We start from the raw sequence: 24,491 nt of genomic DNA, 5'->3' as shown, positions 1-24,491 counted from the left end.
ATGTCCATGAACGATAGCCCGCAGAAAAGATCGATCTGGACGCGTATCCATATCGACCCCCTGTTTATGCTGATTATCCTTGCGTTGCTGGCTTACAGCGCCATCGTTATCTGGAGCGCCAGCGGTCAGGATCCAGGCATGATGGAGCGCAAGCTAGGTCAGATTGCCATGGGTGTCATCATTATGCTGGTGATGGCGCAAGTGCCACCGCGCGTCTATGAAAGCTGGGCGCCCTATCTCTATATCGTCTGCGTCATCTTGCTTGTCGCGGTAGATGCTTTCGGTCATATCAGTAAAGGCGCACAGCGCTGGCTGGATCTCGGCTTCGTGCGCTTTCAGCCCTCCGAAATAGCCAAAATTGCGGTTCCGCTGATGGTCGCGCGGTTTATTAACCGTGATGTCTGTCCGCCAACGCTGAAAAACACCGGTATTGCGCTGGTGCTGATCTTCATGCCGACGCTGTTAGTGGCAGCCCAGCCAGACCTCGGCACCTCGATTCTGATCGCGGCATCCGGCCTGTTTGTGCTGTTCCTGTCGGGGATGAGCTGGAAGCTGATCGCCGTGGCGGTGCTGCTGGTGGCGGCCTTTATCCCGGTGCTGTGGTTCTTCCTGATGCATGATTATCAACGCGACCGCGTGATGATGCTGCTCGATCCAGAGAGTGACCCGCTCGGTGCCGGTTATCACATTATTCAGTCCAAGATTGCGATAGGTTCGGGTGGCCTGCGTGGCAAAGGCTGGTTGCATGGCACCCAGTCACAGCTGGAGTTTTTACCCGAGCGTCACACCGACTTTATCTTTGCGGTACTTGCAGAAGAACTCGGCCTGGTCGGCGTATTAGTCTTGCTGGTGCTGTATCTGCTGCTGATTTTGCGCGGCCTGATTGTTGCGGCGCGCGCGCAAACGACCTTTGGTCGCGTGATGGCCGGTGGTTTGATGTTGATTTTATTCGTCTATGTTTTCGTTAACATTGGTATGGTAAGTGGTATCTTACCCGTGGTCGGTGTTCCGCTGCCGCTGGTGAGCTATGGCGGATCGGCGTTGATTGTCTTAATGGCCGGATTTGGCATCGTGATGTCGATCCATACTCATCGAAAAATGTTATCTAAAAGCGTTTAAGAGGCTGCACATGCGTAAGGATTGGCTTGGGGTTGCACTGGCATCATTGGTACTGGCTGCCTGTTCCGCACCGGAACAGCAGAATAATACTGCGCCACCACAGCCGGCCTATAATGGCCCGGTGGTGGAAATCCCGGGCGTTGAACCGCGCTATGAACCGATCAATCCTTCTACCAGCCAGGATTACAGCGTTAATGGTAAAAATTATCGCGTGATCAAAGATCCTTCGAATTACAGCGAAGTTGGACTGGCCACCTGGTACGGTGCAGAAGCGCAAGGCAATCGCACGGCGATTGGCGAATCCTACGATCCGGAAGCCATGACGGCAGCGCACCCTACTTTGCCACTGCCAAGTTATGTGCGCGTCACTAACCTCGCCAATGGTCGCCAGATCGTGGTGCGTGTTAATGACCGTGGCCCGTATACCCCCGGCCGCATCATTGACCTGTCTCGCGCGGCAGGCGACCGTTTGAATATCTCGAATAATTCGCGTGTTCGCGTGGATTACATCAAAGTCGCACCGGATGGTTCTGTTTCCGGCCCCGGCACCATTGGTACCACGGTGGCGAAGCAGAGCTACGCCCTGCCCGCGCGCCCAGACCTTAACGGCGGCATGGTGATGATGGGCGGCAGTAGCGCCAATACCACGCCAGCCCCTGCGCCACAGGATGTTCGCGCAGTGGATAACAGCACCCTGCAGAGTAACGGTGGCCTCGGTGCGCCGGTGCAGAGCAGCGGTTTCCTCGGCGCGCCTCAGCCTTTAGCTAACGGCGTGCTGGAAGGCAGTGAACCGACAGCTGCGCCTGTGCAGGCAACGTCTGCTGCACCTGTCGCGGCACCGGCTTCTGCTCCAGCCAGTACTGCACCAGTCAGTCAGAGTGCACATGCCGCCGGTGGTTACGTGGTGCAGGTCGGTGCAGTCAATGATGCGGCGCGCGCCCGTCAACTGGCGACCAGCCTGGGTAAACGTTTTGGCGTGCCGGGTAACGTGGAAGCCAATGGCAATGTTTATCGTATTCAACTCGGCGGTTACAGCAGTCGGGCGGAAGCCGCTGCGTTACAACAGCGTCTGACCACTGAAGCACAGATGAGCTCATTTATTACTACTGCCCGTCCTTAATGTCACGGGCAGTTACCTTTACTGCTGAAACTGATTTGCAAAGCAAGATGTCGCCCGATCGGGCGTTTGCTATAGTAAGGCACTTTTTTCACTCTTAGCCCACGGATGTTGTAGTCCTTAACATGAATACGCTGAAACCCTCTCGTTTTCTGAAACGCCTGACAGTGGGATCACTGGTCGCCCTTTCTCTCAGCCATGCCGCCTTTGCGGACGATGTTAACCTTAAGACGATGATCCCGGGCGTCCCGGAAATCGATGCTGAAGCTTATGTGCTGATCGATGCCAACTCCGGCAAAGTCCTGGCTGAAAAGAACGCCGATGCACGCCGTGATCCAGCCAGCCTGACCAAAATGATGACCAGTTACGTGATTGGTCAGGCGGTCAAAGCGGGCAAAATCCATAACGACGACATCGTCACCGTAGGTAAAGATGCATGGGCAACCGGTAATCCGGTGTTCAAAGGCTCTTCACTGATGTTCCTGAAGCCAGGCGATCGCGTACCGGTTTCTCAGCTGACGCGCGGTATCGTGCTGCAGTCAGGGAATGATGCCTGTGTAGCGATGGCCGATTACGTTGCCGGCAGTCAGGATGCATTTGTTAGCCTGATGAACAACTACGTTGGCGCGTTGGGTCTGAAAAACACTCACTTCCAGACGGTGCACGGTCTGGATGCTGAAGGCCAGTACAGCTCCGCGCGTGATATGGCGCTGATCGGTCAGGCACTGATTCGTGATGTGCCGGACGAATATTCGGTCTACCGTGAAAAAGAGTTCACCTTCAACAATATCAAACAGATGAACCGTAATGGTCTGCTGTGGGATACCAGCCTGAACGTGGACGGCATCAAAACCGGTCACACTGACGCGGCAGGTTACAACCTGGTGGCTTCTGCGACTGAAGGACAGATGCGTCTGATCTCTGCTGTCATGGGCGGTCACACCTATAAAGGTCGTGAAACCGAAAGCAAAAAACTGCTGACCTGGGGCTTCCGTTTCTTCGAGACCGTGGCGCCATTGAAAGCAGGTAAAGAGTTTGCCTCTGAGCCGGTATGGTTTGGCAACAGCGATCGCGTCCAGCTTGGCGTTGAAAAAGATGCCTACCTGACCATTCCACGCGGCCGTATGAAAGACCTGAAAGCCAGCTACGTGCTGACCAATACCGAACTGCATGCCCCGCTGCAGAAAAATCAGGTTGTCGGCAGCATCAACTTCCAGCTGGATGGCAAAACCATTGAACAGCGCCCGCTGGTGGTGCTGAACGAAGTGCAGGAAGGCGGGTTCTTCAGCCGTATCATTGATTACATCAAACTGATGTTCCATCACTGGTTTGGCTAAGACGCTTGAAAAATCGTCTGTCTGATACCATATAATTAGAAACCCCCGTTTCAAACGTATAGGGGAGGCTGGAAAGCCTCCCTTATCGATTTTTTATGCACCACCTGTAGTAGGGGCGGCCTGCGGGCTGCTCTTCTCAATTTTAAGCACCGGAGCCAACATGAAAACCAAACTGAATGAACTGCTCGAATTCCCTACCCCCTTCACCTATAAAGTAATGGGTCTGGCGCAACCGGAGCTGGTTGATCAAGTGGTTGAAGTGGTGCAGCGCCATGCACCCGGCGACTATACCCCGGCAGTGAAACCGAGCAGCAAAGGTAACTACCATTCGGTTTCAATCACCATTACCGCCACCCATATCGAACAGGTAGAAACCCTGTACGAAGAACTGGGTAACATCGATATCGTGCGCATGGTTCTGTAATCCCCGCGCTGGCAAAGGCGGCTTTGCCAGCGTTATACTCAGCCCTTCACTCTCTACCGGATCTCCGCTTTGTCAGCTAACACGCTTCTTGTTCGTCAACTGGGCCAGCGCGACTGGCAGCCTGTCTCCGATGCGATGCATCAGTTTACCGATCAACGTGACAGCAATACCGCCGATGAAATCTGGCTGGTGGAACATCATCCGGTGTTTACCCAGGGCCAGGCAGGCAAAGCCGAACATCTGCTGATGCCGGGCGATATTCCGGTGGTACAGAGCGATCGTGGCGGTCAGGTGACCTATCACGGGCCAGGGCAACAGGTGATGTACGTTTTGATTGATATTAAGCGTCATAAAATCGGCGTCAGAGAGCTGGTCACCGCGCTGGAGGAAACCGTGATCGCCACCCTGGCGGATTATGGTATCGCTGCGCGCGCACGTGCTGACGCACCCGGCGTGTATATCGGCAATGACAAAGTGTGCTCATTGGGATTACGCATCCGTAAAGGGTGCTCCTTCCACGGTCTGGCACTGAACGTGGCGATGGATCTGGCCCCCTTCCTGCGCATCAACCCCTGCGGCTATGCCGGGATGCGTATGACACAGCTCAGCGAAAAGCAGCCAGGCGTGACACCTGCTGATGTGCAGCCACGTTTAGTGGAACATTTCGCCCGTTTAACCGGCTTTAGCCAACTGGAATGGCAAAATGAAGCCGCGGTCTGACCTTGACTGTCTGTGCTCATTTACAAAATTGTAACTTTAGCGCTCGCATATCGGCTGCTTATGCGCAGACGAAATGATATAATTTTTGCCATATTTTCAAATAAAGTTGAAAGCCTGGTTCTCAGTTTGAGTGAGGAAGCTTTCAAATCGCAATCCCGACCGGAACCTGCAGATTTATGAGTAAACCAATTCAGATGGAACGTGGCGTCAAGTATCGCGATGCCGACAAAATGGCGCTGATCCCGGTGAAAACTGTGATGGTCGAGCGTGAAGAAATTCTGCGTAAGCCGGAGTGGATGAAGATTAAACTGCCTGCGGATTCCAGCCGCATTCAGGGTATCAAAGCCGCCATGCGCAAAAATGGTCTGCATTCGGTGTGTGAAGAGGCCTCCTGCCCTAACCTCGCAGAGTGTTTTAACCACGGCACCGCCACCTTTATGATCCTCGGCGCGATTTGTACGCGTCGTTGTCCGTTCTGCGACGTCGCACACGGCCGTCCGAATATGCCTGATGCCAACGAACCGCTGAAACTGGCACAAACCATTGCCGATATGGCGCTGCGTTATGTGGTGATCACCTCGGTTGACCGCGACGATCTGCGCGACGGCGGGGCTCAGCACTTTGCGGATTGCATCACTGCCATCCGTGAGAAAAGCCCAACCATTAAAATCGAAACGCTGGTGCCTGACTTCCGTGGCCGTATGGATCGTGCGCTGGAAATCCTTACCGCCACGCCACCAGATGTGTTCAACCACAACATGGAAAACGTGCCGCGCGTTTACCGTCAGGTGCGTCCAGGCGCTAACTATGACTGGTCACTGAAGCTGCTGGAGCGTTTTAAAGAAGCGCATCCGGATGTGCCAACCAAGTCTGGCCTGATGGTCGGATTGGGTGAAACCAATGCGGAAATCGTTGAAGTGATGCGTGACCTGCGTCGTCATGGTGTCACCATGCTCACCCTCGGCCAGTACTTGCAGCCAAGCCGCCATCACTTACCGGTACAGCGCTATGTTAGCCCGGCAGAGTTTGATGAGATGAAAGAAGAAGCCATGGCGATGGGCTTTACCCACGCGGCCTGTGGCCCGTTCGTACGTTCTTCTTATCACGCGGATATGCAGGCTAAAGGGCTGGAAGTGAAATAATCGGTTCTGCGGGTGTGATGCCCGCAACCAGGCTTTTTTCACCCGTGCCAAAAAACAAAACCAGACTGGAAGCAGTCTGGTTTTTTTATCAACGTCATAAATATTTACACTTATTGACGTTTGAAGTGAGATTACTCTTTGTGGCTCACGCGTTCAGCCGGCGCTTCTTCAGCGGTGCTTTTGGTTGCGGTGGATTCATCGTCTTTCATGGCTTTCTTGAAGCCTTTAATGGCGGAACCCAGATCACCACCCAGTGAACGTAACTTGTTGGTACCAAACAGCAGTACAATAAGTGCACCGATGATCAGCAGTTTGGCAATGCTGAAACCTTCCATACTTTACCTTCAACCTTAGCGAAAAACAGACATGACTATTAACGCGCAGTTTATCAGCTGTCTCAACTGGAATCTGTAACAGATTACGATCAACATCCGCGCAACATTAAATAAAGCGGCTCAAAAATGCCTGCGTACGCGGGTGCTGCGGATGGCTAATCACCTGCTCCGGCGTCCCCTGTTCAACCACCACACCGCCATCCATAAACACCACGCGATCCGCCGCTTCACGCGCAAAGCCGATTTCATGCGTCACCACGATCATGGTTAACCCGCGATCGGCCAGCGTGCGCATCGTCGCCAGCACTTCGCCCACCAGCTCGGGATCCAACGCTGAAGTCGGCTCATCAAACAGCATCAGCGCCGGTTTGATGGCTAACGCACGAGCAATCGCCACGCGCTGCTGTTGCCCGCCGGAAAGATGACGTGGCCATGCTTCGGCTTTATCACTTAATCCTACCGTCGTCAGCAGCTCGCGCGCATGCTGTAGTGCCTCCTGGCGTGGAAACTTGTGCACACCGATGGGCGCTTCAATGATGTTCTGCAGCACGGTCATGTGCGGATAGAGGTTGAACTGCTGAAACACCATGCCGATTTTCTGACGCTGGTGAGCTATTCGCCGTGCCGACAAGCGATGCAGAATCCCGCGCTTCAATTCGTAGCCGATCTGCTCGTCACCGACCATGATGGAACCGGCATTCATATCTTCCAGATGGTTGATGCAGCGCAGGAAGGTCGACTTACCCGAGCCCGATGGCCCGAGAATCACCACCACTTCGCCGGGAAACACATCCAGATCGATACCTTTTAATACTTCGTTATCGCCATAGCTCTTCTGGACATTGCGCGCAGATACCAGCGGCTGAACCTCACTCATACATCCTCCTTCAGCTGATGTGTCGCTGCGACAGCCGTGTCTGCCCGACGTTTATTCACCACGGTACGTTTGGTGCCGCGTGCGTAGTAGCGTTCAATCGCTGACTGCCCAATATTCAGGATCGAAGTGATCAGCAGATACCAAATCACGGCCACCATCAGCATCGGGATAATTTCAAAGGTGCGGTTATAAACGGCCTGCACCGAGTAAAGCAGATCGCCCATGGCTATCACGCTTACCAGCGACGTCGCTTTGATCATACTGATCAGCTGATTGCCGGTCGGTGGAATGATGGATCGCATCGCCTGCGGAATGATGATGCGGCGCAGCGCACGACTGCGGCTCATGCCAAACGCCTGAGTGGTTTCCACCTGTCCCTGATCCACGGACAACAGCCCGGCGCGGATGATCTCGGCCATGTAGGCCGCTTCATTGAGGGCCAGTCCGGCAAATGCAGCGGTCAGCGGCGTAATCAGATCGTTGGTATTCCAGCTGGCGAAGGTGATGTCCGTCCAGGGTACGGTAATCGAAATGTTCGGAAACAGCGTCGACAGGTTGTACCAAAAGATCAGCTGCACTAGCAGCGGCGTACCCCGGAAAAACCAGATGTAGAGCGACGAGATACCGCTCAGCAGCTTATTTTCCGAAAGACGCCACACCGCCAGCAACAGGCCCAGCAGCGTACCAAGGATCATCGAGACCACCGTCAGCCCGAGCGTCACCTGCAGCCCTTTCATCACCGAGCCTTCGGTGAACCACTGCATCACCACTTTCCATTCAAAATTGGGATTGGTCGCCACCAGCCAGAGGAAGTTGGCCGCGACCACCAGTACCACAATCCATGAGATCCAGCGTCCATAGGTGGGCGCACTGTGGGCGAAAGCGACATCGCGCTGCTGCACGTTGGCCTTATCCCTGGCTCGCGTATTGTGGGTGACTGGGTTCATTTTGCTGTCCCCTGCGCCAGATTACGACCCGGCTGCTGCAAGATATTGCCGTCGAGTTTCCACTTCTTCATGATCGCCGCGTAGGTGCCGTTGGCGAACAGCTCTTTATAGGCGTCGAGAACTACGTTGCCCAGTTCGGAACCTTTTGGTACCACCGTGCCCTGGAAAATATCGCCAAAGCCGTTTTTCTGCCCTTTACCGGAAAGCTCCAGCTGGCCATTGGCTTGATCGATAAAGTAAGTCAGCGGTGCCTGCGAAGAGAAGAACGCATCAGAACGTTTTGAACGCACCGCCAGAATTGATGAAGGCTGGTCGGTAAAGGATTGCACCACCACCGCTGGCTTGCCCGCGGCGACGCAGGCATCTGACTGCTTACGAATCACCTGCTCGGCAGAACCGGCCGCCATCACGGCGATACGCTTGCCGCAGGTGTCTTCCAGACCATTAATCTTCGCTGGATTGCCCTTCTGCACGCCGAACACCACGAATTCCTGCACAAAATCGATGAAATCGACTTTCTGCTGACGATCCGGGTAATCGCCAATCGGCCCAATCGCCATCTGATAACGGCCAGAATTGATACCAGCCAAAACACCTGACAAACCGCTCACCGTGGCATGTTCAATTTTTACGCCCAGCAGCTGAGCCAGTGCATTCGTCAGATCTGCAGAGGCGCCGTCCATCGAATGTGGTCCGTTAACGATCTCATACGGAGGAAAAGAGCCGTTATTTACCGAAATCATTTTCCCGGCGCTTTTAATCTCTGCTGGCAGGCGGTCATGCAGCGCCTGATCGACTTTCTGCGTTGGGATCGTCTCCGCTGCCTGCACCGCGCTGACCGTCAGCCCCAGAGCCAACGCTATTGCTGTTGTTAATTTATTCATGTGCCAGTTCCCCAAAATCTATCAAAGTGGTTTCAGTTCAGGACGAGCAAAACGGCGGTTTTCCAGCACCGGCAGTACGCTGCGCGCGTAGGCAATGCGTTGCGGATCGAGGTCAGCGAACACCAGCGCCGCCGACTCTGGCGCTTTGGCAATTGCTACGCCGAGGGGATCGATTACCAGGCTATTACCAATATTGCGCGGACCACACTCACCCACGGCCACCATGTAACAGGTGTTTTCCAGCGCACGTGCGGTACACAGCAATTCCCAATGCATCTCTTTCAGCGGGCCTTTGACCCACGCGGCAGGCAATACCAGCACATCAGCACCGTCCAGCACCAGACGGCGCGCCAGCTCTGGGAAGCGCACGTCATAGCAGGTCATCAGGCCTACTTTCATCCCCGCCACTTCCACCAGCGGTGGGATTTCGTTGCCTGGATTCACGCGCTGCGACTCCTGCATCGCAAAAGCATCATAAAGATGCAGCTTTTCGTAGGCGGCGATCAGTTCACCGTTACGCATCGCGATCAGCACATTGAGCGCTTTGTTGCCCTCTGTCGGCACGTGCACGCTCATCATGGTGGTTAAATCGTTGCCTTTGCTGACAGACAGCAGCTGCGTGATGAAAGGACCATCCAGCGGCTGTGCGGCTTTCAGTACCAGATCAGGGTCGGCAATATCACGTGCTAGCACGCCTTCTGGCAGGACCAGTAAATCCGCGCCTCCGGCCAGTGCATTGTTCATCAAACCGATACAGATATCGGTGTTTTCCTGCCATTCACGGCTGACAGCGAACTGCCCCATTGCAACTTTCATCATCACTCCCCTTGCGCTGCAGCCGGGAAAATCGCTTCCGGCGTCAGTAATGTTTTGGTTAAGCCTTGCTGGAACAGCTCGTTGGCAAAATCGGCGATCATCTTTTTGTTAGCGGAGAATCCGTTTTGATTCCAGTCCGCCGGTAATTCCTGCGCGGTGCGTCGCAAATCATCCAGCAGCCACGGCGTGGTGTCGGCGTATTTCTCGCGTTTCTGCATCCACATCTGGTACGAACGATCGATGATGTCGCTCAGCGCCTGCGGCAACCAGGGATGCATTTCCGCCAGTGCTGGTTTCATCGCCAGCAAATGGATACCCGGCACGTAGCCGACGCGGTTGAAGTAGTCACGCTCAGCAGTCACAAAGTCGTTTTGCAATTGACGCAGGCCAGAATTCTTCAGGAAGAAACCTTCCGGCATAAACGGTGTGAACACCGCATCCAGCTCACCAGACTTCAGCAGGTCGATCAGTGGACGCTCGCCCGGTGCAGGTTCAATGCGGCCCGGACGACCGAAGCCTGCAAGGCGATCAACTATCGGATGTTCTTCGGTCAGGCGGCCGGCAAACCAGTACGCATCATCAATCTCCACGCCGGCTTCACGCAGCACGGTGCGCGTCCAGGTGTTGCCAGAATCCTGCCAGCCGGTTACACCGATTTTCTTGCCTTTCAGCTGTGCTGGCGTGGTAATTGGGCTGTCGGCGGTGGTGATGATGCAGCGCTGGCGGAAGCCGCGCATCAGGAAATGAGGCAGGCCGAGCAGTGAGTTATCGCCTCTGGCGCATGCCTGAGCGTAGCGGCTGAATGACACCTCACCCGCATCGTATTTGTCGCTGGTGGCGAGGTTATCAACCAGTGTGCCAACGCGATCGATCTCCAGCGTAAAGCCTTCCGGTATAATATCGCCGAGTGCCAGCGGGGTGAAATAATCCCAGTCACGCACCGCCAGTCTGATGGTTACCATAATTGTGCTTTCCCCGTTTTCGGCCAGAGATCTGGCGCTGTTTATTTATTCAGCAAATAGTGCTTGAATTTGAGTCTAAAACGCGAATACTAATCTGAACAATCAATTCTTTGTTACTGAACAAATGATTTTCTTATGACGCAAACGGTAGATGTCGAGTGGCTTAGCCAACAAATAGTTGATGCTTCGGTGAAGGGGATAACGCTCACCGCGTCATCCTTGATTCGGGACGGCGAAATCGCTGTCGGCATGCAGATGCCCGCAGTGCGCGAACTGGCAGAAAGATTGGGCGTCAGCCCGGCAACCGTTTCTGCTGCCTGGGCGCAACTCAAGAAGCAGAAAGTGCTGGCGGGTAAAGGACGCAGTGGTGTATGGGTGTGTGGCAACAGCGTGCTGCCCCGCCCTATACGCTTCGAGAAGATTGGTAACTATGGCGAGAACATCCGGGCAGCGCTGGCGATGGCGTCACCCGATCCGGCGCTGCTGCCCGACCTCAAACGGGCGATCCACGCCGGCATTGCCTCGCCGGAGTTAAACAGCTATCAACGCGAGGCGATCTCCCCGCAATTGCAAGCGGCCATCAGCCCACGCTGGCCCTATCCGGCGGAAGCCTGGCTGGCCACTGATGGGGGGTTTGATGCCATGAACCTGATTGTGCAGACGCTGTTGTCGCCGGGCGATCGGGTGGTGATTGAAGATCCCACCGCCACGCGTTTACTGGATATGCTGGAAAATATCGGGGCAGAAATTTTGCCGCTGCCTTGTGATGATCAGGGTCCGCTACCCACGGCGCTGGCCGCGTATCTGCAGAAATCACCGGCGATGTTTATCTATCAGCCCCGAACGCATTCGGCCACCGGGTACAGCGTGACCCAGCGCCGCAGCGCCGAGCTGGCGCGGGTGCTGGCGAACAGCACCACGATGATTGTCGAGGACGATGGCATTGGCGATCTGTCACGCTGGCCCGCCTGGAGCCTGGGTTTCCACTTCCCGGAACGCGTCATCCACGTGCACTCATTTTCCAAAGCCTACGGCCCGGATCTGCGCCTGGCGGCGTTATCCGCTACGGCAGACATGGTGAAGCGTTTACAGTCGTGGCGTAACTTTGGCGTCAGCTGGACCAGCCGTATCTTGCAGGACGCGGTGGCGTGGATGCTCACCGATGAGGCCACACAGCAGAGTATTCAACAGGCGAAAACCGTTTATGCGCAGCGTCGTCAGCAGTTACTGGCGGCACTGGCCAAACGTGGTCTGGTGTTAGAGGAGCGAGATGGGTTAAGCGTGCAGATCCCGGTGGAATCTGAGCAATACGCCATGATCACCCTTGCAGCACGCGGTATTGCCGTACTGCCGGGAGAACGCTGCTGCCTTAACGGGGAACCCTTTATTCGCGTCAGCGCCTCGCTACTGCCGTTCGATCAGCTAGAAAGCATTGCAGACGCGCTGGTCATCGCCTCCGGACGAGAGCTTAAAGCGAGCCCAGATCTTTGATGTGATACCGCGGAGATTCCACATAGCCTTCACGCGAATAGAACTGGTTGGCTTTCAGGCGTGAGGCGTGACAATGCACTTCCATGCGGTCACAGCCGCGTGAGCGCGCCAGTTGTTCAGCATGGCTGAGTAACTGCTGGCCACTGCCTTTACTGCGCTCGCCTTCCGCAATGCAAAAATAGCTGATGCGGGCGAAATCACCGGGCAGTGCCAGTTGGGGAATAAAGTGCAGAGAGAGAAAACCCAGAACCTGATTGCCGTGTTCCGCCACCAATAAAATTTCGTCGGGATGGCTGCATAACTGCGCCAGACGCGTATCGATAAACTTTTCCGTGCCGCTGTATCCCAGTTCGGTTAACAGCGCACTCAGGGCAAAACTGTCTTTTGCCAGTGCCTGACGTATATTCATCCTGCCTCCTCATGAGTCCTTGCATGCAGTTATATAGCGTTGTCACGTAAAAAGCTGCAAGTAAGGATTGTTATGAGAATGTTACTGGCAGTATCTGTGAAATACACCGCAGAATGTGCCCTGTCATCATACTGTCATCACGGCTTAAGGATGGCTTAACCTGGCTTTGCGATGCTCAAGGAAACACATCTCTGGGGCGCGTACATGAAAGATCTGATTCCACGTAGCTATGATGAAATGATGGCGTTAGGCATCGCCATGGCAGCCGTGTTGGGCTACTCCCTGACCTGGTGGCACATGTAAAAAAAGGATAAAAAAAACCCGCCATAAGGCGGGTTTTCAAAATTCTAACTGTTAACTTACAGAGCGATAACGTTAGCAGCAGATGGGCCTTTAGCGCCGTCAGTGATTTCGAACTCTACACGCTGACCTTCAGCCAGAGTTTTGAAACCATTGCTCATGATTGCAGAGAAGTGTACGAATACATCTTTGCTGCCATCTTCTGGAGTAATGAAACCGAAGCCTTTCGACTCATTAAACCACTTAACGTTACCTTTGATCTTGGACATCTATATTACCTTTACATGAAAAATGGACACTAAACTGTGTCGGCATCTAGTACAGCAATTGCGGTGACATTTGTCCAGTGCGAATTGATGAAAAAGTGATAAATATTGATTTTTTGTACCCCCTTCACACTTTTTGACGTTTTACACGCGCTAAAACTGGAATCTCAACCAGGCAAAGTAGACGTTGCCGTTGTTATAAGTGCCTGGAATATAAGTCATTTGGAAAGTGGCTGGACCATATCCTATTGATGCTAATGGTAAAACCAGTGGGACAGGGATATAACGCCAGTTATCTCTCGCTGTTACGCCTGCGGTGTAGCCTGCACCGATGTGGAAATTCTGGTCGTTCAAGGGTCGCCAGGTCGCTTCCCAACCATAACCGGCGATAGGCTCCCATTTGTTGAACGAGTCTTTGAACACCATGGCATAGATCCCATGCCAGTTACCTTTTTCATCCCAACGGGACACGCCACCCCCTGCGCCCCAGGGCCGCTCGTTATACTTTTCGATGTGCTCATCGTCATAGGTCCAGCGGTTATGCCAGGTGATAGCGGGCAGGTAAAAATCATCATGCTGTGGCTGCGACCAGGTTTGCTCAACATTGCTGCTAAAAGTATTCCACCCCGATTCAATGGCTTGCGATGCTGTGACTGCAGCAGCCGAAAACGTCATTGATAAAGTCAAAATGCCGCCCAAAAGAGCGGAAAAAATGTGCCGATTCACAAATCTGTCCTATTAAATCATCTCTTAAACTCAACCCAACCCAGTAAAAAAACCGTTATTCGGTGAGTGGGCGATTATTAGCGCTACGACTTAAAAGGGTATTTAAAAAAGCGGCTAAAAACTCCAGGTATAGTCTGGGATACAAGATTATTTGCCGATGATTTAGATTAGGTTGGGGTTTATCTGTTGAAAGGGAAATGTCGGACCGCTGGGAAAAATGCACATTAAGTGCACTTGATACGTCATAATGGCTCACAGATATAAGTTACTTTTCAGCAAGTTAACGCCGATCGTTTACTTAAGAAATAAATTAATTAAATTTATGAATTGATCTCTGCAAACGAATAAGATAAATCTCATCTTTCCAGGATGGAAAGGGAGGAACATTGAGATGACTATTCGCTGTCGACGCTGCGGCTGCGCTAAATTTTATTTCACATCGCCAAAAATGGAAGAGATGCGGAATATCTCACACCACGGTGCATGTTGCGCGGGCTGTCATAAACCTATTGACTGGCGCGACCTCATTTCTGCAGCGCTCATAATTAAAGAATATGCCGTGTCTCAGGCAGAATAACGAATTCAGGCACCTGAGGTGCCTGTTCGCGTTAGAAAATCAGTTTAAAGACACCCGTAATCGTCAGTAACCCCACGATAAAAATGATGGCAATAACCCACAGAATTATTTTCATTGTTCGCTCCTTCAGTGATGAAAAATAACGCGTCTGTTATCCAGTATAGATGATCATTCTGTGTTCGCTGCGCAGTGCGAGCACTGTCACGCATCCGGATGATTGTTGCCTTCCGTTCAGTTTAATTTCTGCGAGACGGGTCGCAGGTCGCGATTTTACCCCCCTCTCCCGCTGCGCACCGCCTGCCCCTGCTGTCTAAACTTACAGCGCCTGTAGCAGGCCTCAATTGTTATCACTGCCTACGTAACAAGGAGATCTTAATGAGCACGATTAATACCAGCATGGGGCGTTATAGCCTGAAGGCAAAGGACTACGGCAACCACATCAGTGGCAGCATTGCTATCAATGATGAAGGTGGCACCCAACTCACCATGCAAGAGTTTGAAGAGCATTACCTTGACGATGTCGTCAACAATGTCATTTATCCGGTCACGGGTGGGAACCGTGAGATTACCCGCGCACTGCGTGATCAGATGGTTAAAGCGGGCTTTGAACAGCCGCATTGAGTTTTTGGGCCACAGATTGTGGCCCTTTGCTTTTGATAACGCTCACTTGCGGTAATGATGGCTTTAAGCGCAGGATGCCCTATTGAACATGACAAGGAGATTGACCGCGTGAGTGCCCTTTATCGACTTCCCCCTTCCCAGTTACATCAGTTTGTTCAGGCCATCTGGTTACATGCCGGCAGCAGCGCCGAAGAGTCACGACTGGTGGCCGATCACCTTGTCGCTGCCAATCTGGCCGGCCACGATTCCCATGGCGTGGGAATGATCCCGAGCTATATGAGTTCACTCAAGCAGGGTTTCCTGCAGCTTAATCAGCACACCACCATTGAAAAGGATACCGGTGCCGTGCTCACGCTGCATGGTCATAACGGCTTTGGTCAGGTGGCTGCACATCAGGCGATGCAACTGGGGATTGAGCGTGCCGCCAAACTGGGGATCTCTGCGGTAGGTTTACACCATTCCCACCACATTGGTCGCATCGGTCATTGGGCCGAACAGTGCGCAGCCGCGGGATTTGTCTCTTTCCATTTCGTCAACGTGATGGGCGATCCGATGGTTGCGCCTTTTAACGGCAGCGATCGTCGCTTCGGTACCAACCCCTTCTGCGCCATCTTCCCGCGTCACAATGCTAAACCGCTGCTGCTCGATTTCGCCACCAGCGGCATTGCCTACGGTAAAACGCGTGTAGCGTGGAACAAAGGGCAACAGGTCGCACCGGGCTATCTGATCGATCACCAGGGCCAGGCCACCACCGAACCTGGCGTGATGCATCAGGCACCTTATGGCTCGCTGATGCCCTTTGGTCTGCACAAAGGTTACGCGCTGGCCACGATGTGCGAAATTCTTGGCGGGGCACTCTCTGGCGGCCGCACCACGCACGATGCCACGCTGGTCAGCAGCCATGATGCTATTTTCAACTGCATGACCACCATCATCGTTAATCCTGAGGCGTTTGATGCCCCTGCGATGCAGGAAGAAGCAGAATCTTTCCTGGAGTGGGTAAAACGTTCGCCACAAAGCGGCGATGCGCCAATTCAGGTGCCGGGCGAATGGGAAGAGCAGAATCGTATCGAACGCGATCGCGAGGGGATTCCGCTCGACAGTAACAGTTGGGAACAGATTTGCGCAGCGGCGTCACAAGCGGGCATGCCCGATGAGGAGCTGGCGGCCTTCCGCGCGCTGGCGCAGTAGACCGCAGCAGTGAAGAAGCTGAGGCACATCGCCTCAGCTGAATTCCGTCAGATGACGTTAGCGAGCAGCAAGCAGCCCACCAGGCCACACACCGAAATGATGGTTTCCAGCGCCGACCAGGAGCGAATGGTTTCGCCAATGGTCAGATTGAAATACTCCTTAAACAGCCAGAAGCCCGGATCGTTGACGTGAGAGAAAATCACGCTGCCGGATCCCACCGCAATCACCATTAACTCTGGGCTGGCGCCGCTGGTGGCAATCAGTGGCGCCACAATCCCACCGGCAGTAATCGCCGCCACAGTAGCTGAACCCAGCGCGATACGCAGCACTGCAGCGATTGACCACGCCATGAAGATCGGCGACAGATTAGTGGAATGCATCATATTCGCGATGTATTTATCAACGCCGCTGTCCACCAGCACCTGCTTGAAGGCCCCGCCGCCGCCAATGATCAACAGCATCATGGCGATGATTTTGATCGAGTCGGTGATGGTGCCCATCACTTCATCCATGCTACGTCCACGGTTCAGACCAAAGGTGAAGATGGCGATCAGTACCGCAATCAGCGTCGCCATAATCGGGTCACCAAAGAACTCCGCGTAAGGCAGCAGCACATGTCCTTTCGGCAGCACCATTTCCGCGACGGCGCGCAACGCCATCAGCACCACCGGCACTAACGCCGTCCAGACGCTGACGCCAAAGCCTGGCATTTCGGCTTCGGTAAAGGTTTTCGGGTTCCACAAGCCTTCAGGAATCGGTTTGTCGATGCCCTTCAGGAAGCGCGCATAGACCGGGCCCGCCAGAATCACGGTAGGAATTCCCAGCAGCGTGCCATACAACAGCGTTTTACCCATATCGGCATTGAACAGCGTCGCAATCGCGGTGGGGCCAGGATGCGGAGGCAGGAATCCGTGCGTCACAGAGAGTGCCGCAGCCATTGGCACGCCGACATACAACAGCGGTACGCGCGCGGACGCCGCAATGCTGAACACCAGCGGCAGCATCAATACAAAGCCCACTTCGTAGAACAGCGCGAAGCCCACCGTGAAGCCGGTTAAAACCAGCGCCCACTGAATGTGCTTTTGACCAAATTTAGCAATCAGCGTGGTGGCAATACGCTGGGCACCGCCGCAGTCAGCCAGCAATTTCCCCAGCATGGCGCCAAAGCCCATGATCAGCGCCAGGCTGCCAAGGGTGCCGCCCACACCGGTTTTGATCGATCCAATCACTTTGTTGACGGGCATGCCCTGCATCATCCCCACCGCCAGCGCGACCAGGATCAGCGCAATAAATCCGTTCAGCTTGAAGCGAATCATTAACAGCAGCAGTAAGGCTACGCCAATCGCCACATAGAGTAATGGCATAATTTTTCTCCACTTTTGCGCACGACAGCATGTCGGCAGCGGTTTGTTTTGTAGATCCCAAAGGACAGTCGATTCGGTGACATCGATTTAAGGCATGCGGTCTGCCGCACAATGTTACGGGTATCATGTTAAGGGTAACATTGCGCACAAAGCATCAGCCGCGCGCGGTGAATTTCTGTTTTGCGAAGGTGATCAACTTTTTGCCAGGCAGTTATCAGAATGTTTGCAGCGGGGGCGTCACGGCTTTTGGTTACACTAAGGTCTTTATGCCCTTCAAAAAAAGGATATGCAGGTGAGTGAGAATCTGATCGAGTTGTACAGTAATCAACAAACCCTGTTTGGACGTGGCAGCATCGACCGTTTAATACCCCTGCTTGCCGCCAATCCCCAACCGACGCTGCTGTTTTGTGGCCGTTCTTTCCTTAACGGCCCCGCCTGGCAAAGACTGGGCGCGGCACTGAATGACCAGATTCTGGGCTATGAGATTGTCAGCCATGAAGCCTCACCCGATGAAATTGATGCCTGGGTGAATCGCTGGCGCGGACATGTGGATCGCGTGGTAGCGATCGGCGGCGGCAGCGTGCTGGATGCCGCTAAAGCCTTCAGCGCCATGATGCAGCATCCGCTGAACACCGCACGCTACCTGGAAAAAGTCGGTGATACGCCGGTGCAGGCCGTTACCTTGCCGCTTATCGCGATACCAACCACCGCGGGCACCGGTAGTGAAGCGACGCAAAATGCCGTGGTGACCGACCAGCAGCATATTCAAATCAAAGCATCGCTGCGTCATCCGGTGTTTGTGCCTCAGGTAGCGATTCTGGATGCCGATTTGCTCAAGGGGACGCCGGATAACGTGCTGGCGACCTGCGCCATTGATGCCTTCACTCACCTATTCGAAGCGTATCTGTCGCGCAAAGGCAATCTCTTTACCCAACAGACTGCGCTGAATGGGCTGCGGCTGTTCTTTAAGGCGTGGCCAAATCTGAATCGCGACGATGCGCAAGGTGATGAAGCACGGGAAGCGATGATGATGGCTTCCTGGCTGGGCGGTGTTTGTCTGAGCAGTGCAGGATTAGGCGTGATTCATGGGATTGCCGGTGAACTGGGCGCCATCAAGCCTTTCCATCACGGTGAAGTGTGTGGACGCCTGCTGTTCCCGTTCCTTGATGTGCTGGCTGAAACCGAAAACGCTGAACAGCAGCGGTTGATGGCACAGCTGGGGCAAGCGCTGCTACCGGACGATTTGGCACCGCCAGCATTAGCGCTGAAAGCCTGGCTGCAGCAGCATGCGATTGTGCCATTCTGGCTGGAAGGCCCGACTCTGAGCCCTACCGACGTTGACTGGATTGTCGCCCGCGCCAACAGTAAAAACGGCTGGGTCAGTTACGATGCACCCACCATCACCGAGATGATCACCGCAGCCTGGCATGTGGCATAACTACGGTTGATTTCGACTGTGCGGGCGCGCCAAAGCACGCCCGCACACCTTCACTATCCCGCCATTTTACAGCGCAATGTCGCGCCGCTTCATCTCGCTGCGCCTGGGTATGTTCAGTGCATCAGCAAAGCATAAATTGAGTGTCAGATGACGCTCAGAGTGCAAACGGCGGTTTGCCTGCCAGCATCTGTTCAATCACCTGCAGTACACCCTCTTCATTGTTGCTGGGCGCTTCAAAGCGTGCGGCGTCTTTCACCTTTTGCGGTGCATTGGCCATGGCGAAGCTAAAGCCGGATTGCTGCAGCATCTCCAGATCGTTACCGCCATCGCCAAACACCAAAATCTCACTGCGATCGATGCCCCAGCGTTTGCCGAGCAGATCGAGCCCATGGCCCTTGTGATTGCCAGGTACGATCAAATCCACAGATCCGTGGCCGCTGGACGTCGCCGCAGCAGAACCCTTATGCAGGCGTTCGATATCGGCCATTAAGGGCTCAACGAATTCATCGGAGAGATTGAGGGCGAACTTGAAGAGTTTGTCATCCGCGACCTCATCAAGGCTGCGAATCGGCTTCAGGCGATGGCAATAATGCCGCATCTTCACCAGCCAGCTTTCGTCGAGACCTTCGAAGTAGTAAGCACTTTCACGTCCGCAGAGGATGTACCGCAATTCAGGATAGTGCCCGTTGTGCAGGGTATCGAGCACTGCATCGATATCGGCGCGGCTGAACGCACCGCAGAACAGCTCTTCATCGCGATCGATGATCCACGCGCCGTTTTCGGCGACGAAGGCAATTTCACTGGAGATATCGGGGAAGAAGGATTTGAGTTGGTAATACTGGTTGCCGCTGGCGACCACAAACTTAATGCCGCGCCGTTTCATTTCCTCATAACAAGCCTGAAAACGAGCCCGGTTGTACTGCTTTTTATCGTCGAGAAAGGTGCCGTCCTTGTCTACTGCCACCATTTTTACCACGGTCATCATGACTCCTTAGCGCATTGTAGGGAAAAAAGGGTCGCAGAGAGAATAACCTGGTGAGGGCAGAAAGCAGAGAGAAACACGGATGGCCGTAGCCATCCGTGAGAGAGATTAGTTGAAAGCGCCGTTCAGCAGCAGAGAGGTGATCACGCCAGTGGCGGCAGCAATCAGGACGTAATTGCCGTCAACGTAAGACCAGTACTCACCGCGCGGTGGCTCCGGCAGACGACGTTCACGCCAGTCATCTACACGATAGTGCGGGCCACGGTATTCTGGCGGCATTGGGTGACCGCGACGGAAGTCATGGCCGTTCCAGGCGAAGTGATCGCCGTCGTGGTGTCCATCTGGGCCGCGATGATCGGCGTAACGATCATGATGGTCTGGGCCACGATCGGGGCCGCGATTATTGCCGTGATCCGGACCGCGATCGCCACCATGGTCAGGGCCACGCCCATGATCCTGATGCTGGTCGCCGCCGTGCTGCTGCCAGCGTTGGTCGCCCGGGCCATCTGCCCAGGAGACGGAAGAGAACAGTGTGCTGCATGCAATAAGTGACGCAATAAGACTTAATGTTGTTTTTTTCATGATGTTGCCTCCAATGATAACGGCAGTTACTGCGCCGTCGAGAGATACTATTCACCAATCGGAAGCAAAAGAGGATTTCCAAAACTCTTAAAAACCGGAGACTTACAATACATTACTGCAAATTAGCGCTTTCTTAACGATTGTGTCTTTTCTGACATTATCTGGTCTTAAAGTGAGCGGGATTGATATTACAGGGGGAAAGGAAAGAAACCCGATCGCGAGGATCGGGTGGAGAATGCTATTTCCATAAATTGCATAAAGCGGGTAAACCCTAAAAAATGAGGGTAAAACTGAAGCACACAACGCCACATCACTAGCATTGCGGGTAAACAATACCATTTTAAAATGCAAAATTCTTTTAAAAACCCCTGCTTTTCGGAAAAAACCGTAAAAATAAAACGGCTCAAAGAAATAATCTGCTGTGTGACAGTTCTGACGCACAAATAAGGTCTGTGCTCTGACCAGAATAGCTGGGGTTGATAAATTTCACGCCAGCGTGGTGATTGAAATGAACCTTTCACCCGTGATAACCACACAATAACCAGGCAATAAAACGCAACCAAATCAATGCCATTGGTTTCACAATGCGCTTTCAGTCCTGTTTGCCCGGCAGACTTCAGCGTTATTCATCAATTTCCACGGCATTAATAAGTTAGAATCCCGGCGCACCCCAATTAATTCACGATCGTGATTAATATCGCGCTAAATATAGCGCAGCTTTGCATTGATGAATGGATGTTTATTTCAACTTCGTTGTCAGCGTTAGAATATTGGGTTACCGCGGCAATTTATTTCCGAGGGAGGGAGTCATGGAAAGAATATTAGTCAGTGCCTGCCTGATGGGATTTACGGTTCGTTATAATGGCAGCGATAAGTTGCTCATCTCCCGCACGCTGGCGCGGTGGCGCGCCGAACATCGTCTGGTGATCCACTGCCCCGAGTTGGCGGCAGGCCTGAACACCCCGCGATTGCCGGCTGAAATTCGTGGCGGCAGTGCTGAACAGGTTCTCATGGGTGAGGCGAAAATTCTTGAATCCAACGGCGACGATGTGACACAGCACTATGTGCTGGCAGCCTGGCTAGCGTTGCGCGCCGCGCAGGAAGCGCAGTGTCGATTTGCCCTGCTCACCGATGGCAGCCCAACCTGCGGCAGTCGGCAGATTTATAATGGCCACTTTAGCGGCGAAAAAATTGCAGGCAACGGGGTGGCCGCCGCCCTGCTACGCCAGCACGGCATCGAAGTCTTTAACGAAGCGCAGCTGTGCGAACTCATTCAGCGCGTTGCGGAAGCCGATAAATGACGCGTGGTCGAGGCCGGATGACGTGCTAACGCCGCCGCCGGTCGCACCGGACGGCGCACCAATTCACCCTCACAGTTCGGGCAGCGGTGGTTCAGCGTGGTTTCCACGCACTCGACACAATAGGTGCATTCGAACGAGCAGATACGCGCATCAGGTGAGTCCGGCGGTAAGTCTTTATCACAGCATTCGCAGTTGGGACGCAGTTCCAGCATGGTTCATCTCCTGTCAGATTTTTTACCATCATCACCGCGATTCAGCTATTGCACCAGCCCGCTTGCAGACATCAGCGGGACAGATCGGGACATCCGATGTCCGCACGCCTTGGCTAAAAGCATTACATTCCGCGAATCACGTTCTATAGTTCAATCGCCACGTTTACTTACGAGACTATTGAATGCGTATCAAAGGCCTTAACTTCGGTTTCTTTATTGTGATTTTAGCGATCGTCACGGTCGCCTTTTTCGATGTGCTGACACCTTATTTCTCCGCCATTTTCTGGGCTGCCATTCTGGCGGTGATCTTCCATCCACTGAAGTCGCTGTTACGCCGCAAAATGGGCGATCGTAACGGACTCGCTGCCTTTGCCACCCTGGCGATCATCTGTCTGATCGTGTTCACGCCATTGGCGATCATCACCTCGTCAATGGTGGTGGAAGTCAACACGGTGTACACCAAGCTGCAGAACAACTCCTCGCAGTTCCCGGCGGTGTTTGCTGATCTGATCCAACATTTACCGGGTTGGGCACAAAGTTATCTCACCGATCATAATCTGAATGACGCTGGCAAATTACAGCAGAAGCTGTCTGAGTTCGCGCTCAAAGGCGGTCAGTATATGGCGGGTAGCGTCTTCCTGATCGGCAAAGGCACCTTCACCTTCACCGTCGGATTTGGCGTGATGCTCTACCTGCTGTTCTTCCTGCTGAAGGATGGTGCATGGTTGGTCAACTTAATACTGGAAGCCCTGCCGCTCTCCACCTATGTTAAACATCATCTAATGGTGAAATTTGCCGCCGTCTCACGCGCTACCGTCAAAGGCACGGTGGTGGTCGCGGTGGTTCAGGGTGTGTTGGGCGGTCTTGCCTTCTGGTTCACCGGCATTGACGGCAGCTTACTCTGGGGTGCGTTGATGGCGTTCCTGTCGCTGATCCCTGCTGTGGGTTCAGCGATTGTCTGGGTGCCCGCTGCCATCTTCTTCTTCGCCACCAGCGCAGTATGGAAAGGCTTGTTCCTGGTCGGCTTCTTTGTGGTGATTGTAGGCCTGGTGGACAACATCCTGCGTCCGCTGTTAGTGGGTAAAGACACCAAAATGCCGGACTACTTGATCCTGATCGCTACACTGGGCGGCATGGAAGTTTACGGTATCAACGGTTTTGTCATTGGTCCGCTGATTGCAGCGCTGTTTATCGCCTGCTGGAATCTGCTCTCGGGTCGTGACAACCGTGAAAACGCCGAAGAGATCGACGAAGAGTTTATCGAAGAGGGAAAAACGCGCGAGTAAGCCGTTTCCCCATCAGGCGGTTGTTCTGTTTTGGCAACCGCCGCTTACTGGAGAATCGCACCCATGCACCAGGGTTGGTTAAAATCCCTCTCGCCACTGGCACAAGCCCTGTTTTTACTCGCTTGCCTGACAATTGTGTTGTTAGGACTAAGGCTCGGCGCGCCGCTGATTAATCAGGTGCTGCTGGCCATCTTCCTCGCCGTGATGCTCGATCCGCTGATTAGCCGCCTGGCGCACTATCGTATTCCGCGCGTGCTCTCTTCTCTGCTGGTGATTGCCATCCTGCTGCTGCTGATCGTCATCACCATCATGTCACTCAGCGCCTCCGCGCCCGACCTGATCAAACTCAGCCGTCAGGCACCCAATCTGGTGGCAGCCAAGCTGCAATACCTGACATTTTCGCTAAGCCAGATGGGCATTGCCCTGACCGCCGATGAGATGCTGAATTTTGTTGATGCCGGTGCCGTGGTGCGTTTCGTCACTACGCAGCTGTCGATGATCCCTGGCCTGCTCTCGTGGTGGCTGATGGTGTTTCTGATGCTGCTGTTTATGCTGGTTGAGCTGCCGCTGCTGAAACGCACGCTGCGCGCCAGTAAGCAGCACACTGCGCTGTTTATCGCGCTGGAAGAAGGGATTCAGAGTGTGATTGTTTATGCGCGGGTGAAAACGCTAACCGGCCTGTTGGGCGGCGTGATTGTCTGGGGCATGGCGCATTTGCTGGGATTAAAGTTCGCCTTCCTGTGGGGCGTGCTGATGTTTATCTTCAACTACATTCCGGTGCTCGGATCCTTTCTGGCGGCCATTCCACCGGTGATCCAAACCTTTATCCTGTTCGATATCCAAACCAGCCTGATGCTGGTGGGATTCTTTGTGGTGCTGAACCTGTTGCTCAGTTCGGTGCTGGAGCCACTGATGCTCGGCAAGCGCCTGAATCTCACCCTGACCGTGCAGCTGCTGGCCTTCCTGTTCTGGCAAGCACTGCTCGGCATGACCGGTGCGATACTGGCGATTCCCCTCACCTTCCTGCTGAAAAAAGTCTGGCTGGCACTGCGCCAGCCAGCGTGA

25 protein-coding genes and 1 pseudogene are annotated in these 24,491 nt (G+C 53.9%); 13 read left to right on the top strand and 13 right to left on the bottom strand.

Translation table 11 applies throughout. From position 1 onward, the window contains the following. Window positions 1-6 precede the first annotated feature (6 nt). The 6 genes from mrdB to lipA all read left to right on the top strand — a co-directional run bounded on the left by mrdB (window position 7) and on the right by lipA (window position 5,859). Window positions 7-1,119 carry a peptidoglycan glycosyltransferase MrdB gene (mrdB, locus tag LBW88_RS00230; RefSeq protein WP_038650220.1) on the top strand — a complete coding sequence of 371 codons (1,113 nt, stop codon included), beginning with the start codon at window positions 7-9 and terminating at the stop codon, window positions 1,117-1,119. A gap of 10 nt (window positions 1,120-1,129) precedes the next feature. Beyond that, window positions 1,130-2,239: an endolytic peptidoglycan transglycosylase RlpA gene (gene rlpA, locus LBW88_RS00225; protein WP_224930135.1), complete on the top strand. Its 1,110-nt coding sequence runs from the start codon at window positions 1,130-1,132 to the stop codon at window positions 2,237-2,239. A 122-nt stretch (window positions 2,240-2,361) separates the two neighbouring features. Next, window positions 2,362-3,573, top strand: coding sequence for a D-alanyl-D-alanine carboxypeptidase DacA (dacA, locus tag LBW88_RS00220; protein ID WP_034829047.1), 1,212 nt, complete (start codon window positions 2,362-2,364; stop codon window positions 3,571-3,573). Between the two features lie 160 nt (window positions 3,574-3,733). Further along, window positions 3,734-3,997 carry a DUF493 family protein YbeD gene (ybeD, locus tag LBW88_RS00215; protein WP_034829045.1) on the top strand — a complete coding sequence of 88 codons (264 nt, stop codon included), beginning with the start codon at window positions 3,734-3,736 and terminating at the stop codon, window positions 3,995-3,997. Window positions 3,998-4,066: 69 nt separating this feature from the next. Further along, the gene (lipB, locus tag LBW88_RS00210) at window positions 4,067-4,717 is read left to right on the top strand and encodes a lipoyl(octanoyl) transferase LipB (protein ID WP_224930138.1); all 651 of its coding nucleotides are present in this window, start codon (window positions 4,067-4,069) and stop codon (window positions 4,715-4,717) included. A gap of 176 nt (window positions 4,718-4,893) precedes the next feature. Beyond that, the gene (gene lipA / locus LBW88_RS00205) at window positions 4,894-5,859 is read left to right on the top strand and encodes a lipoyl synthase (protein WP_038648336.1); all 966 of its coding nucleotides are present in this window, start codon (window positions 4,894-4,896) and stop codon (window positions 5,857-5,859) included. Window positions 5,860-5,990: 131 nt separating this feature from the next. Here the strand turns inward: lipA and tatE are convergent, their stop codons facing one another. The 6 genes from tatE to LBW88_RS00175 all read right to left on the bottom strand — a co-directional run bounded on the left by tatE (window position 5,991) and on the right by LBW88_RS00175 (window position 10,680). Next, a complete protein-coding gene (gene tatE, locus LBW88_RS00200; RefSeq protein ID WP_034829040.1) occupies window positions 5,991-6,194 on the bottom strand; it encodes a twin-arginine translocase subunit TatE in 204 nt (67 codons plus the stop codon). Between the two features lie 106 nt (window positions 6,195-6,300). Then, window positions 6,301-7,071 carry an amino acid ABC transporter ATP-binding protein gene (locus LBW88_RS00195; protein ID WP_224930141.1) on the bottom strand — a complete coding sequence of 257 codons (771 nt, stop codon included), beginning with the start codon at window positions 7,069-7,071 and terminating at the stop codon, window positions 6,301-6,303. Beyond that, window positions 7,068-8,018 carry an amino acid ABC transporter permease gene (locus LBW88_RS00190; protein WP_224930146.1) on the bottom strand — a complete coding sequence of 317 codons (951 nt, stop codon included), beginning with the start codon at window positions 8,016-8,018 and terminating at the stop codon, window positions 7,068-7,070. Before LBW88_RS00190 ends, LBW88_RS00195 begins: the two co-directional genes overlap by 4 nt. Then, window positions 8,015-8,902 carry an ABC transporter substrate-binding protein gene (locus tag LBW88_RS00185; RefSeq protein WP_224930149.1) on the bottom strand — a complete coding sequence of 296 codons (888 nt, stop codon included), beginning with the start codon at window positions 8,900-8,902 and terminating at the stop codon, window positions 8,015-8,017. Before LBW88_RS00185 ends, LBW88_RS00190 begins: the two co-directional genes overlap by 4 nt. A 21-nt stretch (window positions 8,903-8,923) precedes the next feature. Beyond that, window positions 8,924-9,718 (bottom strand): deaminated glutathione amidase, encoded by a 795-nt coding sequence (locus tag LBW88_RS00180; protein ID WP_224930152.1) that lies wholly within the window; start codon window positions 9,716-9,718, stop codon window positions 8,924-8,926. A gap of 2 nt (window positions 9,719-9,720) precedes the next feature. Beyond that, entirely contained in the window at window positions 9,721-10,680 is a 960-nt protein-coding gene (locus LBW88_RS00175) for an ABC transporter substrate-binding protein (protein WP_224930155.1), read from the bottom strand. 135 nt (window positions 10,681-10,815) lie between these two features. Between LBW88_RS00175 and LBW88_RS00170 the strand changes: the two genes are divergently transcribed. Further along, complete coding sequence (locus tag LBW88_RS00170; protein ID WP_224930158.1) at window positions 10,816-12,171, top strand: PLP-dependent aminotransferase family protein; 1,356 nt, start codon at window positions 10,816-10,818, stop codon at window positions 12,169-12,171. On the opposite strand, the gene LBW88_RS00165 is transcribed toward LBW88_RS00170, so the two are convergent. The 3 genes from LBW88_RS00165 to pagP all read right to left on the bottom strand — a co-directional run bounded on the left by LBW88_RS00165 (window position 12,149) and on the right by pagP (window position 13,872). Continuing rightward, window positions 12,149-12,580: a GNAT family N-acetyltransferase gene (locus LBW88_RS00165; protein WP_224930161.1), complete on the bottom strand. Its 432-nt coding sequence runs from the start codon at window positions 12,578-12,580 to the stop codon at window positions 12,149-12,151. The genes LBW88_RS00170 and LBW88_RS00165 overlap by 23 nt on opposite strands. Before the next feature lie 359 nt (window positions 12,581-12,939). Further along, window positions 12,940-13,149 carry a transcription antiterminator/RNA stability regulator CspE gene (gene cspE / locus LBW88_RS00160; protein ID WP_034829024.1) on the bottom strand — a complete coding sequence of 70 codons (210 nt, stop codon included), beginning with the start codon at window positions 13,147-13,149 and terminating at the stop codon, window positions 12,940-12,942. A gap of 150 nt (window positions 13,150-13,299) precedes the next feature. Then, window positions 13,300-13,872 carry a lipid IV(A) palmitoyltransferase PagP gene (pagP, locus tag LBW88_RS00155; protein WP_414004069.1) on the bottom strand — a complete coding sequence of 191 codons (573 nt, stop codon included), beginning with the start codon at window positions 13,870-13,872 and terminating at the stop codon, window positions 13,300-13,302. Window positions 13,873-14,824: 952 nt separating this feature from the next. On the opposite strand from pagP, the gene LBW88_RS00150 reads away from it, so the two are divergent. Together LBW88_RS00150 and LBW88_RS00145 are read left to right on the top strand one after the other, a co-directional pair. Continuing rightward, window positions 14,825-15,070 (top strand): hypothetical protein, encoded by a 246-nt coding sequence (locus LBW88_RS00150; protein ID WP_008103719.1) that lies wholly within the window; start codon window positions 14,825-14,827, stop codon window positions 15,068-15,070. 108 nt (window positions 15,071-15,178) lie between these two features. Then, entirely contained in the window at window positions 15,179-16,261 is a 1,083-nt protein-coding gene (locus LBW88_RS00145) for a malate/lactate/ureidoglycolate dehydrogenase (protein ID WP_224930164.1), read from the top strand. Window positions 16,262-16,308: 47 nt separating this feature from the next. On the opposite strand, the gene gntT is transcribed toward LBW88_RS00145, so the two are convergent. Further along, a complete protein-coding gene (gene gntT, locus LBW88_RS00140; RefSeq protein WP_224930167.1) occupies window positions 16,309-17,625 on the bottom strand; it encodes a gluconate transporter in 1,317 nt (438 codons plus the stop codon). A 125-nt stretch (window positions 17,626-17,750) separates the two neighbouring features. Between gntT and LBW88_RS00135 the strand changes: the two are divergent. Then, window positions 17,751-19,063, top strand: a pseudogene (locus LBW88_RS00135) (iron-containing alcohol dehydrogenase). A 154-nt stretch (window positions 19,064-19,217) separates the two neighbouring features. On the opposite strand, the gene LBW88_RS00130 reads toward LBW88_RS00135, so the two are convergent. Both LBW88_RS00130 and LBW88_RS00125 read right to left on the bottom strand, forming a co-directional pair. After that, window positions 19,218-20,045: a Cof-type HAD-IIB family hydrolase gene (locus tag LBW88_RS00130; protein ID WP_224930172.1), complete on the bottom strand. Its 828-nt coding sequence runs from the start codon at window positions 20,043-20,045 to the stop codon at window positions 19,218-19,220. Window positions 20,046-20,153: 108 nt separating this feature from the next. After that, window positions 20,154-20,627: an RcnB family protein gene (locus tag LBW88_RS00125; protein ID WP_224930176.1), complete on the bottom strand. Its 474-nt coding sequence runs from the start codon at window positions 20,625-20,627 to the stop codon at window positions 20,154-20,156. A gap of 809 nt (window positions 20,628-21,436) precedes the next feature. On the opposite strand from LBW88_RS00125, the gene LBW88_RS00120 reads away from it, so the two are divergent. Further along, window positions 21,437-21,928 carry a DUF523 domain-containing protein gene (locus tag LBW88_RS00120; protein WP_224930179.1) on the top strand — a complete coding sequence of 164 codons (492 nt, stop codon included), beginning with the start codon at window positions 21,437-21,439 and terminating at the stop codon, window positions 21,926-21,928. Here the strand turns inward: LBW88_RS00120 and LBW88_RS00115 are convergent. Then, window positions 21,901-22,140 (bottom strand): DUF1272 domain-containing protein, encoded by a 240-nt coding sequence (locus LBW88_RS00115; RefSeq protein ID WP_224930181.1) that lies wholly within the window; start codon window positions 22,138-22,140, stop codon window positions 21,901-21,903. The two genes, LBW88_RS00120 and LBW88_RS00115, sit on opposite strands and share 28 nt — an antisense overlap. Window positions 22,141-22,322: 182 nt before the next feature. On the opposite strand from LBW88_RS00115, the gene LBW88_RS00110 reads away from it, so the two are divergent. Together LBW88_RS00110 and LBW88_RS00105 are read left to right on the top strand one after the other, a co-directional pair. Continuing rightward, window positions 22,323-23,426 carry an AI-2E family transporter gene (locus LBW88_RS00110; protein ID WP_224930184.1) on the top strand — a complete coding sequence of 368 codons (1,104 nt, stop codon included), beginning with the start codon at window positions 22,323-22,325 and terminating at the stop codon, window positions 23,424-23,426. A gap of 63 nt (window positions 23,427-23,489) precedes the next feature. Further along, window positions 23,490-24,491: an AI-2E family transporter gene (locus tag LBW88_RS00105; RefSeq protein ID WP_224930187.1), complete on the top strand. Its 1,002-nt coding sequence runs from the start codon at window positions 23,490-23,492 to the stop codon at window positions 24,489-24,491.

It is taken from the genome of Pantoea sp. alder81, from assembly GCF_020179835.1.
GTDB lineage: Bacteria > Pseudomonadota > Gammaproteobacteria > Enterobacterales > Enterobacteriaceae > Pantoea.
The sequence above is the reverse complement of the archived record's forward strand: the minus strand, read 5'-3'. Positions and strand labels throughout refer to the sequence as shown.